The organism is Rheinheimera nanhaiensis E407-8, from assembly GCF_000296695.1.
GTDB lineage: Bacteria > Pseudomonadota > Gammaproteobacteria > Enterobacterales > Alteromonadaceae > Alishewanella > Alishewanella nanhaiensis.
Genome location: NZ_BAFK01000002.1, coordinates 59085 through 75813 on the forward strand (window position 1 = coordinate 59085; position 16729 = coordinate 75813).

Annotated in this window: 16 protein-coding genes; 12 read left to right on the top strand and 4 right to left on the bottom strand. The window is 52.9% G+C overall.

The features are described 5' to 3' along the window. The first annotated feature begins 7 nt into the window (after nt 1-7). Genes RNAN_RS01875 through RNAN_RS01885 form a run of 3 tightly spaced genes read left to right on the top strand, consistent with a single transcriptional unit; the run spans nt 8 to nt 2872 of the window. Nucleotides 8-907, top strand: a complete 900-nt coding sequence (locus RNAN_RS01875) for a glycosyltransferase (RefSeq protein ID WP_008218196.1) — start codon at nt 8-10, stop codon at nt 905-907. Beyond that, entirely contained in the window at nt 907-2193 is a 1287-nt protein-coding gene (locus RNAN_RS01880; protein ID WP_008218198.1) for an O-antigen ligase family protein, read from the top strand. Before RNAN_RS01875 ends, RNAN_RS01880 begins: the two co-directional genes overlap by 1 nt. After that, a complete protein-coding gene (locus RNAN_RS01885; RefSeq protein WP_237739876.1) occupies nt 2174-2872 on the top strand; it encodes a hypothetical protein in 699 nt (232 codons plus the stop codon). Before RNAN_RS01880 ends, RNAN_RS01885 begins: the two co-directional genes overlap by 20 nt. Here RNAN_RS01885 and RNAN_RS01890 read toward each other — a convergent pair whose 3' ends face one another. Further along, complete coding sequence (locus RNAN_RS01890; protein ID WP_040551451.1) at nt 2873-3991, bottom strand: PAS domain-containing protein; 1119 nt, start codon at nt 3989-3991, stop codon at nt 2873-2875. A 75-nt stretch (nt 3992-4066) separates the two neighbouring features. Between RNAN_RS01890 and RNAN_RS01895 the strand changes: the two genes are divergently transcribed. The 6 genes from RNAN_RS01895 to RNAN_RS01920 all read left to right on the top strand — a co-directional run bounded on the left by RNAN_RS01895 (nt 4067) and on the right by RNAN_RS01920 (nt 10576). Next, a complete protein-coding gene (locus tag RNAN_RS01895; RefSeq protein ID WP_008218203.1) occupies nt 4067-5068 on the top strand; it encodes a Kelch repeat-containing protein in 1002 nt (333 codons plus the stop codon). Then, nucleotides 5068-6810 carry an ABC transporter transmembrane domain-containing protein gene (locus RNAN_RS01900; RefSeq protein WP_008218205.1) on the top strand — a complete coding sequence of 581 codons (1743 nt, stop codon included), beginning with the start codon at nt 5068-5070 and terminating at the stop codon, nt 6808-6810. Before RNAN_RS01895 ends, RNAN_RS01900 begins: the two co-directional genes overlap by 1 nt. Nucleotides 6811-6825: 15 nt before the next feature. Beyond that, on the top strand, nt 6826-7620 hold the full coding sequence (moeB, locus tag RNAN_RS01905; RefSeq protein ID WP_008218207.1) for a molybdopterin-synthase adenylyltransferase MoeB: 795 nt from the start codon (nt 6826-6828) through the stop codon (nt 7618-7620). 13 nt (nt 7621-7633) lie between these two features. Beyond that, on the top strand, nt 7634-8164 hold the full coding sequence (locus tag RNAN_RS01910; protein ID WP_008218212.1) for a DinB family protein: 531 nt from the start codon (nt 7634-7636) through the stop codon (nt 8162-8164). 235 nt (nt 8165-8399) lie between these two features. Then, nucleotides 8400-9773, top strand: coding sequence for an oxygen-independent coproporphyrinogen III oxidase (gene hemN, locus RNAN_RS01915; RefSeq protein ID WP_008218221.1), 1374 nt, complete (start codon nt 8400-8402; stop codon nt 9771-9773). A gap of 122 nt (nt 9774-9895) precedes the next feature. Beyond that, nucleotides 9896-10576 carry a LiaF domain-containing protein gene (locus tag RNAN_RS01920; protein WP_008218222.1) on the top strand — a complete coding sequence of 227 codons (681 nt, stop codon included), beginning with the start codon at nt 9896-9898 and terminating at the stop codon, nt 10574-10576. Between the two features lie 93 nt (nt 10577-10669). On the opposite strand, the gene RNAN_RS01925 is transcribed toward RNAN_RS01920, so the two are convergent. After that, nucleotides 10670-11944, bottom strand: a complete 1275-nt coding sequence (locus RNAN_RS01925) for a GGDEF domain-containing response regulator (RefSeq protein ID WP_008218223.1) — start codon at nt 11942-11944, stop codon at nt 10670-10672. Between the two features lie 212 nt (nt 11945-12156). Between RNAN_RS01925 and RNAN_RS01930 the strand changes: the two genes are divergently transcribed. Together RNAN_RS01930 and RNAN_RS01935 are read left to right on the top strand one after the other, a co-directional pair. Next, the gene (locus tag RNAN_RS01930) at nt 12157-13485 is read left to right on the top strand and encodes a PP2C family protein-serine/threonine phosphatase (protein WP_008218226.1); all 1329 of its coding nucleotides are present in this window, start codon (nt 12157-12159) and stop codon (nt 13483-13485) included. A 45-nt stretch (nt 13486-13530) separates the two neighbouring features. Next, nucleotides 13531-14025, top strand: a complete 495-nt coding sequence (locus tag RNAN_RS01935; RefSeq protein WP_008218228.1) for an STAS domain-containing protein — start codon at nt 13531-13533, stop codon at nt 14023-14025. 134 nt (nt 14026-14159) lie between these two features. Here RNAN_RS01935 and RNAN_RS01940 read toward each other — a convergent pair whose 3' ends face one another. Further along, nucleotides 14160-15335 (bottom strand): GGDEF domain-containing protein, encoded by a 1176-nt coding sequence (locus RNAN_RS01940; protein WP_008218230.1) that lies wholly within the window; start codon nt 15333-15335, stop codon nt 14160-14162. A 236-nt stretch (nt 15336-15571) separates the two neighbouring features. On the opposite strand from RNAN_RS01940, the gene RNAN_RS01945 reads away from it, so the two are divergent. After that, nucleotides 15572-15790 (top strand): YdeI/OmpD-associated family protein, encoded by a 219-nt coding sequence (locus RNAN_RS01945; RefSeq protein WP_008218232.1) that lies wholly within the window; start codon nt 15572-15574, stop codon nt 15788-15790. 23 nt (nt 15791-15813) lie between these two features. On the opposite strand, the gene RNAN_RS01950 is transcribed toward RNAN_RS01945, so the two are convergent. Then, on the bottom strand, nt 15814-16686 hold the full coding sequence (locus tag RNAN_RS01950) for a LysR family transcriptional regulator ArgP (protein WP_008218233.1): 873 nt from the start codon (nt 16684-16686) through the stop codon (nt 15814-15816). Between the last annotated feature and the right edge of the window lie 43 nt (nt 16687-16729).

Consider the following 16729-nt stretch of genomic DNA (forward strand, 5'->3'; position numbering starts at 1 on the left):
TGTTGAGATGGCAACTTCTAACTTTCCGCTGATCAGTGTCTACATGCCCACTTATAACCGGGTGCAGATGGCAATTCGGGCGATTGAATCGGTATTAGCACAGGATTACCCTAACCTGGAATTACTGGTGGTAGACGATGCCTCCAGCGACGATACCTGGCAGGTGCTAACGAATAAATACATTAACGACGAGCGTATCCGTTTTTTTCGCCAGAGTAGCGGCCAGGGCGCCTGTGCTGCCCGCAACCGCGCTATTAGCGAAGCGAAAGGTGAGTTTGTTACCGGCATTGACGATGATGACGAGTTTTTACCCAATCGCTTAAGCAGCCTGTACAGCGCCTATGATGATAAATACAGCTGTGTCTGCTCGGGTTATATCTGGGATTACGGCACCGTGCAAAAGCGGCTGTTCGCCACACGGCAGGTGGTGGGGTTGGCAGAATTATTAGATTTACACACACTGTCGAATCAGGCGCTGGTAAAGCGCGACCGGATGCTGGCACTGGGCGGTTTTGATATTAATCTGGCGGCGTTTCAGGACTACGACATGTGGGTGCGCGTGGTACAGGCCTATGGCCCGGCGCTGCGTATTGCTACGCCAAGCTACAAAGTGAATGTCGGCCATGAGCTGGGCCGTATTACCAACTCGCCAAAGCGGCTGGACGCGCATAAGCAGTTTGTAGCCAAGCACCGGGCACAGATGAGCGAGCGTAACTTGCAAAACCAGATGTTTTACCGGCGCAGCATGGAGCAAATTCCGTTTCGCTTTACCGAGCTTATCAGCAGTTGCCGCTATGGTTTGGTGACACTGAAATGGCGTTATTACCTTAAACATAAACTGGGTGTGCTAAGCCGCTGGCGCATTAAGGTATTTAGTAAAGGCCTGACTGGGTTGTTTAAAAAGTAATGCTGGCTACTACCCCGGCAGCGACATCACAGGCGTTATTACAGCCTGTACTCGACTGGCTGTTATGCCGTCTTATTCCCTGGTTTTTACTGGTTGATTGCCTAAACGGTGCCTTGCTGCAAACCCTGGGCAGCAGTTACGGCCTGGCCGCAGGCTATAAACTGCTGCTGTTATCCTTGATGGCGCTGAGCCTAGCCTGGCAACAGCCCAGATTGCTGCTGGCACTGGCCGTTAGCTGGTTGGCGCTGCTGCCAGGCCCTATGCTGCAGTGGCCGGCGTTGCCAATACGCTGGGTGCTGGCCGATGTGCAGTTAACGCTTAAGCTTGTAAGCCCACTGCTGGCACTGGCCTATTTATGTGCACTTAAGCAGCGCAGCCCAGCGCAGGCGGCCAGGCTGTTAAAACACAGCCTGCTAATCAGTAGCCTGGTGCTGCTGGTTAATGCACTGGCCGGTATCGCCGGTTTAGGCTTTACCGCCTATCAGCCGCTGGACGGCGTGGCACAAGCGTTTTTAGGCATTAAAGGCTTTTTTTACTCAACCAATGAGCTCTCTGCCGTGCTGCTGGTGCTGACGGCGGCAATGTTGTGTTTAAGCTGGCAGCATAAGCTGCTTTACGCTTTTGTCAGTGGCTGTGCGCTGCTGTTGGCGCTGTCGCTACTGACCAAAACCGGGCTATTTGGCGTTATGCTGCTGGTACTGTTGGTGCCACTGTTGTTACAGCAACGCCAGTTCTGGCAGGCAAAGCGCAAGCTATTAGGGCTACTGGCGCTGGCGGTATCGCTGGCGCTGCTACTGGCTATTGCCAATGGTGAGGCCTTGCTTAAACTGCTGGGCATATACGATAAACTCAGCTTTGTTTATCAGCAGCGCGGTATCAGCGGCATTTTACTTTCATCCCGGGATTATTACGCCGGGCGCATCTGGCAGCTGAGTAGTGAGCAATACACTATGCCGGAGCGTCTGTTTGGTGTGGGCCAGGGCGGGGTAGCGCTTTACCTGAAAAAGTATTTTGCTGAACTGGATTGGTTTGATCTGCTGGTGTTTTACGGCCTGGCCGGTGTTAGCCTGTTTGGGCTGGTATTTGCGGTGTTTATCCGCCATAGCTGGCGTTTGCGTTATACGGGCGCCGGGCGGGTGCTGTTGCTGCTTAACCTGCTACTGCTAATGGTCTCCAGCCTGGCCGGGCATATTCTCACCTCTGGTATGCTGTGGCTGCCCTGGGCGCTGTGTAATGCATTACTGCTGCAACTTTATCAGGCTGAACATGATGAAAGATCTGCTTGAACCGCTGTTATTCCCACATAATCTGCTGCTGCTGGGCTTATTGGCGGCCTGCATTGGCTACCGTAAAAAGGGCTTGTGGCTATTGCTGGCGTTTTACTATCTGGCCGGCAATACCTGGCTGGCCAATCAGGTACGGCACTGGTACAGCGGTTATGTGGCAACTTATGCCATCACTGCCGACAGCACTACCTTGTTGCTGGGCTGTGGTGGCTCTGCCAGCACTTTGCCGGCCTGTGCCAAGGCCCGGATCGACACCTTGGCAGGCCTGTTGCCAGAGCGCGCCAGTGTACTGATTAGCACAGCACACTGTCAGCCTTATGTTGAATATTTGCTGTCTCAGCAGCGTCAGCTGGCTGTTGATTGCTTTAACGGTGGCGATAACACCTATCAGGAGTTTAACAGCATCAGCGCCCGCGGCCTGAAGCCTGATTATATTCTGACCAGTGATTTTCATGCCTGGCGTGTTAGCCAACTGGTGAAGCAGCATGGTTTGAGCAGCCGGGTTATTGCCAGCAGCAGCCAGACCCTGCGGCCGGTCAATTGCAGTTACAACTGCTTTATTACGGTGAATTTGTCTAACTTTGATTTTTACAGCAAACTGACCGCCGAGTTTAGCAGCTATGCGGTATACCGTTTAACCACCGGCTGGACTGACTGGTATCAGGCGCCAACAAATTAGTTAGCGCCCCTGGCCAGGTTTGGCAGCTGCCCCCAATGCCATGGCTGAGCCAAGCCATTTTTCAATCTGGCCATAGTTGTCATATACTGCCACGGCGCGGGTCAGGTGCCAGATATATTGACCATCTAAACGGCGAAAACGAAACTCTATGTTGTACGGATCGCCGGTTCGCAGGCAGTGTTGCCAATGTGACATTACCCGTTCACGGTCTTCCGGGTGGACTATATCCAGCCAGTTTAGCAGTAGCTCTTCTGTTGGCATGCCGCTAAATGTGGTCATCAGTTGGCTGACAAAGGTTAGCTGGCCATCGCTGGCGGCTGTCCACACTACTATGGGCATACTGTCGGCCCATTGTTGAAACCGCTGCTGCGCCTGTATCAGGCGCATTTCGCTCTGGTGTACGGCATTGCTGTCCTGTAGCACACCCTGCAACAGGGCGTTGTCGTCGGCACAGCAATGGCCGATAATCCGCAACCAGCAGGGGGGCGACTCGTTTGGCAGGCATGGGCACTCGATGTCAAAGGCGGTGTATTGCTCCTGACACGCGGTTAAGGCTTGCTGCAGTGCTGAGCGATAGTCGGGGTGAAATAACTGGCAAAACTGGCTGACAGTAAGTTGCGTATCTGTATTGCCAGCGAGCAGCTTAGCAGCTTGCGGGCTTAGCGTAATCATTTTGCTGTGCGTATCCAGGTACCAGCAGCCAAACCTGGCCAGCTGGCTGGCCAGTTCTAACTGTTGCTGTTGCTGCGTTAAGTTGTCCCGGGTTGCCGATTCGCGCTGTTGTAATTGCATGGCGGAGCGTGTTTGCAGGTAAATCAGTAATAGGCATATGACCGCACCGGCACGGTTAGCCAGCACATAGACTGATGCAAAACCCGCCGGTGCAGCAGGTGACAACCAGTAACCCAGTACTACTGCCGCCACGGCCAGCACAAAGCTGACATTAAGCACCTGGGGCTGGTTGAGCAAACTTGCCAACAATAGCAGCGGCGCGTATAGCACACCATGAGCAAAACCAAGCTGGGTTTGGCTGTCGGCAATAAGGATTAACAGCAACAGTAAGTAAATCAGGTAAGCGGCGTTACTGTTGTCACGAAAATGTTGGATCCAATGACTCATTGCCTGCATCCTGCAACCTGGTGTGGGCTAATTATGGTACAAAGGTTGTAAAGTTGAAAAAAAATGAGGTGTCAGATGTGGAAATTTCTTCAGCTACTGCTGTTATCGGCAGTGTTGTTCCCCGGTTGTGCCAAAGCCGGCAGCCTGCATTGGCACACGCTGGCGCCAATGCCTGTTGCCGTGCAGGAAATTTACCCGGCAGTACATAACGGCAAAATTTATGTCGCCGGTGGCTTAAGTGATGCATTGCCAGAGACAGAGCAGCAAATGACTGACGCCGTGCAGCTTTATGATCCGGCTATGGATCGCTGGGCCATGGCACCGGCACTGCCAGAGCCGCGCCACCATGCTTATTTAGTCTCGGTGGCCAACCAGCTGTTTTTGTTCGGTGGTTTTGTTATTGCCGACGGCGGGCGCTGGAGCGCCAGTAGCGATGTGTTGCTGCTTGACGAAACCGCACAGCAGTGGCGCAAGGTGGCTAAGCTGCCTAAACCGCTGACGGAAACCGTGGCGGTGGTGCTAAACGGCAAAGTACACCTGGCCAGTGGCCGCTCGCCAGCCGGGGCAGAGAATGCGCAGTGGCGCGATCAGGCCGATGTAAACTTGCACTGGCTGTTTGACCCGCAGAGTTTAAGCGTTACGGACGCCGCGCCCTTGCCGCAGGCGTTTAATAGCGCGACCGGTGTGGTATTAGATGGCCAGTTTTATGTTGTCGGTGGCCGCCAGGTCGGCGGGGCTAACCTGGCACTGCTACTGCGCTTTGATGCCGCCACCAACAGCTGGCAGCAGCTTAGCGCTATGCCACAGGCACAGGGCGGGCTGGCGGCGGCCGTGCTGGGTGGCGATCTGCTGGTGTTTGGCGGTGAGTATTTTGACAATGATGGCGGGGTGTACAGCCAGGTGTGGCGATATCAGGTGGCAAAGGATCGCTGGCAACAAACAGGCACTATGCCGCTGCCACGCCATGGCTTAGGCGCCGTAAACCTGAATAACCGGGTTTATGTACTGGGCGGTGCGTCCGTGGTTGGGTTAAAAGCCACCTCTGCCGTGCTTGACGTTGTGACGCAGCCAAACTGATGAGTGCACCTTATGCGGTAATGCCGTGGCTGCTGGGCTTTTTACTGCCGTACCGTCGCCGGGTAATACTGGCGCTGCTGTGCTTATTGCTTGGCTCGCTAAGCTGGCTGGCGTTGGGGCAGGGCGTGCGTTTATTGGTAGATGAGGGCTTTGTTGCCAACAACAGTGCACGGTTAAACCAAATCACGCTGGCCATTTTGCTGCTGTGTGCGCTGACATCACTGGCGGTGTTCTGCCGCTTTTACTTAATGACCTGGCTGGGCGAGCGGGTAAGTGCCGATATCCGTAACCGGGTGTATCAGCATATGCTTAAGCTGTCGCCCACCTTTTACAGCCAAATGCGTACCGGTGAGGTGATCTCGCGTTTTACCGCTGACACTACCTTACTGCAAAGCGTCGTCGGTTCCAGTTTCTCGATGGCACTGCGCTCAGCCGTTACCGCTGTGGGCGGCTTACTGATGATGGCGCTAACCAGCTTTAAAATGACAGCGCTGGTGCTGCTGGCGGTGCCAATGGTGCTGCTGCCGATTATTATGCTTGGGCGTAAGGTGCGAAAATTATCGCGCGCCAGTCAGGATAAGCTGGCCGATGTTGGCGCCTATGTTGATGAAAGCCTGCATGAAATTCACACTGTGCAGGCCTATGGCCACGAAGCGGTTGATAAACAGCAGTTTGCCAGTCGCATCGAGCAGGTAATGCAGGCAGCACGGCAGCGTATTTTTTACCGCGCCTTGTTAATTGCTGCGGTGATGTTGCTCAGCATCAGCGCTATGGTGCTGATTAGCTGGGTGGGTGCCAAAGATGTGATGGCCGGTAGCGTCAGCGCCGGTGAGTTAACCGCCTTTATGTTTTACGCGGTCATGGTGGCCGGCAGCGCCGCCACCATCAGCGAAGTGATTGGCGATATTCAGCGCGCCGCCGGTGCTACTGAGCGGCTGATTGAGCTGGCCAGTGCACCGGTTGATATTGCCTCGCCGGCCACGCCTGCCGCGCTGCCTGCGGCGGTGGCAGGGGCGCTTAGTATCCGCCGGTTAAGTTTTGCCTACCCGCAAGTGGCCGATAAAACGGTATTGCAGCATCTCAGCATGGAGATTGAGCCAGGCGAGCGTATTGCTTTAGTTGGCCCCAGCGGCGGCGGTAAAACCACCTTGTTTCAGTTGCTGCAGCGCTTTTACCAGCCAACCGCAGGGCAGATCTTGCTCGATGGGGTGGATATCAGTACGCTGGATTTAGCCCAGCTACGTGCCCAGTTTGCCTTAGTGCCGCAAGACGCGGTCATTTTTGCTACGTCAGTGCTGGAAAACGTGCGCTATGGCCGGCCGGATGCCAGTGAGCAGGAAGTGATTGACGCCTGTGTTGCGGCGCGGGCTGATGAATTTATCCGCCAGTTTAGCCAGGGGTATGCCACACAACTTGGTGAGCGTGGCGTGCGTTTATCCGGCGGGCAAAAGCAGCGTATCGCTATTGCCCGTGCCATGCTGGCAAACCGGCCACTGCTGTTGTTAGATGAAGCCACCAGTGCGCTGGACGCCATTAGCGAGCAACAGGTACAGCAAGCGCTGGAGCAGTTAATGCAGGGCAAAACCAGCCTGATCATTGCCCATCGTTTAAGCACGGTAATTAATGCCGACCGTATTATGCTGCTGGATCAGGGTAAGTTACTGGCCGTGGGCACGCATCAACAATTGCTGCAGCAAAGCCCGCTATATCAGCAGTTGGCCGAGCTGCAGCTGTTAAGTTAATGGCAAAAAGGTGTTATGAGCATAACCACTAAGGACAAAGAGCTGGACCCGGCGCAGGCAATGCGCTACAGCCGCCAGTTGATGTTGCCGCAGATGGACTTTCGTGGCCAGGAGGTATTGCTGGCCAGCTCAGTGCTGCTAATTGGTCTGGGCGGTTTAGGCTGCGCGGCGGCACCTTACCTGGTGGCCAGTGGCGTGGGTCATATCACCCTGGTTGATGACGATACCATTGACCGTAGCAATTTACAGCGGCAAATACTGTACCGCGAAGCCGATATTGGCCTAAGCAAAGCAGCGCAGGCCGCGGCAAGCTTAAGCCAGCTGAATTCTGATATTGTTATTGAAGCGCGGTGCCAGCGCTTAACGGCTGATGACTTAGCGCAGCTGGTGCCGCAATATTCGCTGGTGCTGGATTGCACTGATAACTTAGTTAGCCGCAATGCGATTAACGCCGCTTGTGTAAAGGCTAAAGTACCGCTGGTATCCGGCGCCGCTATCCGTTTTGAAGGCCAGCTGGCCAGTTTTAGTATGCAGGGCGACAGTGCCTGTTATCACTGTTTAAGCCAGCTGTTTGGCGAGCAGCAACTTAGCTGTATGGAAGCGGGTATTTTAAGCCCGGTAGTGGGTATCGTCGGCGTAATGCAGGCATTGGAGGCGGTAAAAATCCTTGCTGGTGTTGGTACACCCCTGTATGGCAAATTGCAGCTTTTTGATGGTTTAACCAGCCAGTGGCGCCAGTTTAATCTGGCAAAAGATCCCGCATGCAGTGTCTGTGGTTCAGACAACGAATACGGCTGGCAGTACAGCTAAAGGAGGCTGAATAATGAGCGCACATCAACAGCAAATGCAGGCTTTTGCCAAATATAACCGCGAGTTTAATGCCCGGCTGTATCAGCTGGTGGCAGGGTTAAGCGATAGCGAGCGCAAAAACGATCTCGGCGCTTTTTTCGGCTCCATTCACGGTACGCTCAATCATATTCTGCTGGCTGATCGCATCTGGCTTGGCCGCTTTGCCAGCGCCTTTCCTGCGATGGAGTCGTTGCAGCAGGCGCAACTGGTGCAGCAGTTTAGTTCATTAGGCGATGAGCTGTATGCCGACTTTACTGAACTTAGCGCCCAAAGGCTGGCGACCGACAAGGTGATAACGCAGTTTGCCGATGAGCTAACCGCTGTGCAGCTGGCCGGTACCATGAAGTACCACAATTCTCAGGGTAAGTTACGCCAACACCCCACCTGGGTGGCGGTGGCGCATATGTTTAACCATCAAACCCATCACCGCGGCCAGCTAACCACGCTGTTGCACCAGTTGGGGCATGACGTTGGTGTCACCGATTTTGTTGCTTATGTAACTTAAAAGGCGTTGGTAAATATGACGATACAGCCAAAGGTAGTCAGTGCCATTTGCTGTCTGCTATCCCGCTAAAATAGCGCAGTATATTCTGCCATCACTTTTCAGAAGTTTGTTTAATACACCGTCCGCTAATAATTTTAAACCGGCTTGTCGCCTGCGGCAGATCAAAGTTACCCCGGCGAAATGACGTTATACTGGCGCTTCGCACCCTAAGCTAAGCGTAATTACAGAGGTCAAGATGGCGCCGGATACAAACAAGCTGCAGTGGGACCCTAAGTTAATCAGCAAATATAATATTAACGGCCCGCGTTATACCTCTTACCCCACCGCGCTGGCATTAAGCCCTGATTTTGCTCACACACAGATCCAAACCGCCATCGGCCAAAGCTCAAACGCGCTTAGCCTGTATTTGCATATCCCGTTTTGTCATAAGCTTTGTTATTACTGCGGTTGCAATAAGGTGGTGACACGGCATCAGCATAAGGCCGATATTTACCTTGATGCGTTGGCGCAGGAGATGGCGTTGTATGCGCCGCTACTGGACAGTAAACGTATTAATCAGCTGCATTTAGGTGGTGGGACGCCCACCTTTTTAACTGAAGTACAGTTAAGCCGGTTAATGGCGCTGCTGCAGCAACATTTTGCTGTAAATACTGATGCGGAAATCAGTATTGAAATTGACCCGCGCAGTTGCAGTGACGACAAGCTGCGGCATTTGCGTACGCTGGGCTTTAACCGGGTAAGCTTTGGCGTGCAGGATTTAGACGAAAAAGTGCAAATTGCCATTAACCGGCAACAAGACACCGACCTTATCCGCCATCAGGTCGCGCTTAGCCGCGAGCTCGGCTTTAGCTCGATAAACCTGGATCTTATCTATGGTTTGCCATTTCAGCAGAGCGCCAGTTTTGCTGAAACGGTCGAGGAAATTATCCGCCTTACTCCCGACCGGATCTCGTTATTTAGCTATGCGCATATCCCTGAGCGTTTTGCTGCGCAGCGTAAAATTGCCGATAGCAGCCTGCCGGATGCGCCGTTAAAGCTGGAGCTGATGCAGCTGGCCATTAACCGCTTTGTTGCGACCGGCTATCAGTTTATTGGCATGGACCACTTCGCCCGGCCAGGTGACGCCTTAGCCAAAGCCCGGCAAGCCGGTAAGCTGCAGCGTAATTTTCAGGGCTATACCACCGCAGGGCAAGATGCGTTAATTGGCCTGGGGGTGTCCAGCATTAGCCAGGTAAGTGGCGTATTGTGGCAAAACAGTAAAAATTTGCCTGATTATTACAGTGCGATTAGTGCCGGCACACTGCCGGTAGAGCGCGGTTTTAGCTTAAATAGCGACGACAAACTGCGCGCGGCGCTAATCAGTCAGCTTATCTGTCACTTCGAGTTGGATGTTGAAGCCTTTAGCGAGCGCTGGCACATTAATGGCTTCTGGCAATACTTCGCCGAGGCACTAGAGCGCTTGCAGCCGTTTATGGAAGATGGTTTGGTAGAAGTGTATGCCGGGCGCATTAAGGTAACCGAGGCCGGCCGGTTGTGGGTGCGCAGCATCTGCGCCTGTTTTGATGCCTATTTAACCCAGGGCCAGCAACGGTACTCTAAAGTGGTGTAAGCCGGCTGTTAAACACGCTTACACTTTTTTTCTTTCTGAACCGGCAAATGTACGCCATGCTGATAGTTATTTGCGTAGCGTTGATACATGGATAAGGCATCAGCCGGTAAGGGGAGAACAGCATGGCACTTGATACTACAGGCGTAAAACTTGAAGACAGGCCGATAGCCCAGGTCAGGGAAGAAGTAATAGACCAGCTTATTATGAACTACAGCCACGGCGTGATTTCTGAACAAGCCTTTGAGCGTCGGCTGGATATTGCCACCAATTCTGATGAGCATCTGCTGTTGGCAGAACAAGTGGCCGATTTAACCTTATTGCCGGATGCGAAATACCGCGCCATGTGGGCTCAGAGTTTTGCTAAGCCACAGCCTAAAGCAGAGCGCGGTGCAAATGCGGCCGACAGCGACCGGCTGGTGTCGGTGCTAAGCAGTGATGAGCGCAGCGGGCCTTGGCGGGTGCCGCAGCAACTGACCATTATTAATGCGTTGTCATCGGTAGAGCTGGATTTTTCCGACGCCGTATTTGACCAGCCGCAGGTAACACTGTACACCCGCAACTGGCTTGGCAGTATAGATATTAAGGTGCCGGAGCATGTAGCGGTGCTGAGCGATATTAACAATATCGCTTCGTCCAGCAGCAACAGTGTCAGTTCTGACAGGGCGGGGGTAAATAAAACCCACTTTATCCGCATTGAGGGCTATTCGGTTTTAGGCTCGGTGAGCATCAGTGTAAAACGCAGCCTGACAGAACGCTTCACCGACTTTGCTAACTCGGTACGTTCGGCGTTGGGGTTAAAGTAACGCCGGGATTATCGCGGCGTTGTTGATATAACGCCATTTAGCCAGTGTAACAAAGCCTGTGTTAGCTATGTGCTAAATTGGGGGGTGCACAGGCTAGGGTGCCAGTGCAATTACCTGATTGCGGCCTTGCTGTTTTGCCTGATACAGCGCTTTGTCGGCACGGGCAAATACCTCATCGAAGTATTCTTCCCGCGCTGTGCTAAGACAAGCCACACCGATACTGACACTGGTGTTGATGCCTTCTGGTTGCAGCTGTTGCAAGGCTTGGCACAGTTGCTGGGCTTTGTCGTGTGCTGTACTGAGATTGCAATCTGGTAACAACAGCACAAACTCTTCGCCGCCAAAACGCGCCAGGTATTGCTCTGTTGTGCACTGCGCTTGTAGCGCAGTGGCGACACGTTTTAAGACTTTATCACCGGTTTGATGGCCAAACTGATCATTTATCTGTTTAAAGTGATCAATATCCAGTACCAACACAGCCAGTGCCTGTTGCTGGCGGTTAGCCTCGGCAAAACGGCGCTTGGCCAGCTCAGTGAGAAAGTGGCGGTTATACAAGCCGGTCAGGTGGTCTTTCGTCGCCAGCTCCAGCAGCCGCTGCCGTTCGCGCGTTAATTGTTCGATTAAACGGGTGGCAGAGATCAGGTTATTTATCCGGGCAAACAGCTCTTCGTCCAGCACCGGCTTGGAAATATAGTCATTGGCGCCGGATTGCAGCGCCTGAATACGGCGGTGCACGCTCTCCAGGCTGGTAACGGCCAGGATCGGTGTTTGCGCAAAACGGTTGTCGGCGCGCAGCCGCTGAATAAAATCAATACCGGTTTCGTTATCCTGCAGCACGATGTCGGTCATGATCAGTTCGTACTTATTGTTGTCGAGTAACTGCAGTGCCTGTTGGATGGAAAAAGCATGATCCATCTGCAAGCCCAGCCGTTTTAACTTCGCATCTGTGGCTTTGGCAACCGTCAGGCTGTCTTCCAGGTACAGTGCTTTACCGCTGATGTTGTAACGAAATGGTCCCAGCGGAATAAGCGCATGCAGGCTTTCTTCCAGCCGCGGTAAATCATCTTTACGGATGATATCGCTGGCACCGGCCGTCAGTGCAGATGACAGCAGTTCCGGATCCGTCTCTGAGGTCACAATAAAGATCGGTACCTCGCTGTTACGCTGACGCACGTGCTGGCAAAAGTCGATACCGGTAAGATCTGGCAGGTACATGGCAACGCAAATCATCTGGAATTGATGCTGCGTTAAAGCGCGAAAGCCGGCAGTGGCAGAGTCGACAAAGGTAAGTTGAAAGTCATAACTTTCCAGCATTCGGGATAAAATGCGCTGATAAGTGGGGCTGGGTTCAACAATCAGAGCTTGCATGTGCTACTCGCTAATTGCGGTTGTGAGCTTAAGTCTATCGTAAGATAATAGTGTTGTGAAAAAAATGCTGCAAAAGTACCTGTTTTAGCGTGTTGCTGCAAAGTGCAGCGCATAATTCTGTGTAGTAAAAACAGCCGCTGCTGTTAACATCGCGCACCCTGTGCCTGGCAGCTATAGTTAATGCAGTTGTCAGGCAGTACAAGGGAGGCCAGATGTCGCAGCACGCTGATGCTACGCAGAAAAACAATACGGATGACGATGTTCTGCTATTCGCCGCTGACCGTGATGAACCAGAGCAAGCGCTGGCCAGCTGGAAGGTATTAATTGTCGATGATGACACAGAAATACACCAGATCACCCGGCTGGCGCTGCGTGATTTTAATTTTTTACAGCACAAACTTGAGTTTATCAGTGCTTACAGTGCCGCTGAAGCGCGTGAGATATTGGCGCAACATGCTGATATTGCTTTAATTTTGCTGGATGTGGTGATGGAAACCGATGACGCCGGTTTAACCTTAGTGCGCTATATCCGTGAGCAGCTGCATAACGATGTGGTACGCATTATTCTGCGCACCGGCCAGCCTGGTCAGGCACCGGAGCAGCGCGTGGTGCAGGATTACGATATTAACGATTATCGCGCCAAAACCGAGCTTACTGTGCAGCGCCTTAGCACCACAGTGGTGTCGGCACTGCGCGCCTTTGTCGCGATAGAGCAACTGGCGCAGTTAAATGCCAGCTTAGAGCAGCAGGTAACGGCCAGAACGGCTGAGCTTGAAGCCAGTAATCAGCAGTTGCAGCAAACGCTGGCTGAGCTGGAAGCCGGCGAGCGCGCCGGTAAGCAGGTGCAATTTAAAATGCTGCCACCGCCAGAGGCGAGTTTTGGCGCTTATCAGTTTAGCCATGTGCTGTATCCGTCCGAATTTATGAGTGGCGACTTTGTTGACTACTTTGCTGCCGACGAGCACAAAGTGGTGTTTTATATTGCCGATGTGTCGGGCCACGGCGTGGCGTCGGCCTTTGTTACCGTGTACTTAAAACGTTTTATCAGTGCCAACCTGGAGCGTTACCGCCGCGGCAGCTCTGCAATATTGCTCGATCCCGCACAACTGCTGGCGGCGTTAAACCGTGAATTACTGCAGGAAAAAATCGGCAAATATATTGCGCTGTTTTATGCCGTACTGGATACCGAAAACGGCGGGCTAAGCTATGCCAATGCCGGTGCCTTTCCGTGGCCGTTGCTGCATCAGGGGGCGGATGCCCGTTATCTGCCGCTAAAAAGTACACCGGTCGGCATGTTTGATTTTGCCAGCTACACTAACCACAGCCTGCAACTGCAGCGCGATAGCCGCCTGGTGTTAGTGTCTGACGGTATGCTGGATATGCTGCCGCCGGCAGATAATGAGGAAAAACTGCAGTATTTAGTTGGTATTAGCCAGCAGCATACGGCTATCAGCGGCGTGTTACAGGCACTGGCAATAACGCCGGAGCAGCCGCTGCCGGATGATTTAACGATACTGCAGTTAGCCTGTGGTTTGCCGTAAAGGTTACTGTAACGGCAGCCAGGGTTGGCAAACGGGGGAGGTGATATGACACAGCAACAACAACTGCTGTTTGCCTGTATCGAGAACTGCTGCTACTTCAAGCTAAGTGGTGAGCTGCGCTACACCAATGCCAGCGGTATGGATGACCTGGTCGAGCGCTTATTCACCAGCAAGCTGAACTGTCAGCAACTGGTGGTCGATTTAAACGATGTCAGTTTTATGGACAGTACCTATATTGGTTTACTGGCCAGTCTGGCGCGTTTTTGTCAGCAACAGCAGTTGCCGCGGCCAACACTGTTTTCTACCAACAGTGATGTCAATGAGCTGTTGTACAGCCTGTGTCTGGAGCAGGCGTTTGATATCGTGCAGCAAGCGACCTCAGCGGCGGTTGAGCTGTCTGCTGTCAGCGCTCAGCACTACAGCGAGCAGCAGCACGGCCAGATGATCCTGCGCGCCCACCAGGCATTAATCGCGCTGAACGATAAAAATAAAGCTGCTTTTCAGCCGGTGGTAGATTTACTGAAACAGCAGTTAAAGTGACACCGGCAGGTCGTCGCTTGCCAGCTATAGTAAAACCGCTGTTAAGCTCAGTGTACCTATAGTAAGCAGACAGCTATGGCTAATAGCCAAACGGGCGGCGCAAATATGGGGTTAATGACCGCGTTAGACGGTGTTTAGGCTATTTCGCTGTCGAAGAAGCGGTATCCGCCGCGGCCGGCGTTTTTCATCTGGTACATAGCAGCATCGGCTTTCTCCAACAAGTCGGCAAAAGCGGTGCCATGTTTGGGGTAAAGGCTGATGCCGATACTGGCGCCAAGCTGATAAGTTTTACCTTCAACAATATAAGGCTGTTGCAGACAATGCAGAATTTTCTTTGCAATCTCTGCAGCCTGCTGTTGCTGTTCCAGTTGGGTGGCAATCACAACAAACTCGTCACCACCAATACGGGCACAAATGTCGGTGCTGCGCAGGCAGGCTTGCATCCGCTGCGCCACTTGTTGCAGCACCAAATCGCCCACTTTGTGGCCGGCCTGGTCGTTAACCGGCTTAAACTTATCTAAATCAATATAATACAGTGCCAGAAACTGATGTGGCCGGGTGGCCAGTTGCAGTGCCTTGCCAAACAGCGCATCAACATAACGCTTATTGCTCAGGCCGGTAAGCGGATCTTTATATGCCAGCTCCAGCGCTTTGCTTTCTGAGTCGAGTAAACGTTTTTGAAACAGCGACAACACTGCGGCAATTAACGCTGTGTACTGCATCACCACCAGAGCAGTGCCAATAATAAAGGCCACCGTGCGCCAGTCGTGATAAACCATTCTGGAGATGGGTACAAATAGCAGCCAGTGCAGCATTAACAGAGCACAGGTCAGTATAATGGTGAGCTTAATACCACCGTGTAGCGCTACGGTACCGCGTAAAACAGAGATAATAAACAGCAGCAGGCAGCTGGCGTTAAATAATGCCAGGCCGGAACTGTACACTGCAGAAGAGTACTGATAAAAATGCGCGCTTAGCAGCCATAGCTGCATCAATAGCGTCATCAGTAATAAAATACGGGGGCTGAGCACGGTAGCAAAAAAGCGTGCCGCGCCAATCAGTAGCAACAGTTTTTCAGTAATGCTGAGCAGGGCATACAATAGTTTTGCCAGGGCGGCATCATCTGCCTGTACGCTTAGAAATGCCAACCGGGCGACGAAAGCAACGAAAATGGCGGCAGCCCACCAGCCACAGCCCGGGTTAGTGCGCGGCACCCGGCTGGCAAGTAGCAGCAAAATAGAAAACACAAAATAAATTGCGCTTCCGGCGCTGTGAACTATCTGAAACAGCATAAAAACCTGCACTTCCATTTGCGTCTGCCTGCTGGCAACCTTGCCCGTGTGGCTAACGGTTGGTTTACTGCACTGTCAAGCGGTGCTCCGTTTGCTCTGTTGTTAACAATAGCCAGTAGTGGCACAAGTGCAACTATTTTTACTGTCGGCGCAAGGTTTGCAAACTGCCTGTTTACGCGTTAGTGTTTTAGACCAAAAATGGAAATTTAATATGGTCTGAGCTAACTGTGGCGGCGCCGGGCAGATGAACATCTATGCCGGAGCACGCCGAGCATGATGCCTGGCACGATACCACCACCATCGCCCGGCTGGACTGGATCCACTGGAACACCTCGGCCAAACAGGCGAAAACCCGTGCTGAGCGGGTCAGTGATGCCTGCAATATGCTGGCTGAAGGCAAACGGCGGGTGTGTTGTTTTGACCCGTCCGGTTTTTACAGCAAAGCCTTTAGCGCGCCCAAGGCAGCGGACTAACATTAGGTGCCTGCAGGCAGAGTTTAACTAACGCAGTGCAGTTGCTGCCTGGCGGTGGTGGTAATTTGTTGCCGCAACTGCGCCATTAACGGGCTTTCACTTTGCCAGTAGTGCCAGTACAGCGGGGTATCCAGGTGATAGTGTGGCGTTAAATCAACCAGCTGTTTAGTTTGCAGATAGGGCTGCATTTGCAGCTCTGGCAGCAAACCAAAACCCAGTCCGGCCAGGGCTGCGCGTAAAAAACCTTCTGACGAGGGGCATAAATGGGTTTGTTGCGGTGGCTTACCACAGACATCCTGCAGGTACTGATGCTGCAATTGATCATCCTGATTAAACACCAAACACGGCGCCTGCGGCAGTTGTGTCAGCAGTTGCTGATCTAAGCGGTAACGGCGGATAAAATCCGGGCTGGCCACAGCGCGGTAACGCAGCGCCCCCAGCGCCTGCACTTTAGCGCCGTTTACCGGCTGGCTGCTGGCACAGAGGCAGGCCATTACATCGCCCTGTTTCATTCGTTTTAATCCGACCGACTGATCCTCGACGACAAAGTCAAAGCACAGCTGCGGGTAGTGCGGCATTACCAATGCCTGTGGCAACCAGGTCGCCAGTGAGTCGGCATTTACCGCCAGTCTTAGCGTAGTCACGCTGGTCGCCTCCAGCCCCAGTGTGGCTTCCATTTGCCGTACCTGCTGCAAATGGTTCAGCAGCCGTTGCCCGGTCGGCGTCGCCACCGGCGGCGCAGTGCGCAGTAACACCGGCTGGCCGGCAAGGGCTTCAAGCTGCTTAATGCGGTGGCTAACCGCCGACTGTGTCAGACACAATAGTTTTGCTGCCCGCTCAAAACCACCTTGTTCCACCACGGCAGACAGTGCCTGCAATAAATGATAATCAATCATTAATTTTATTCATCTGTACATAAAATAATTCGTTGGATTAATG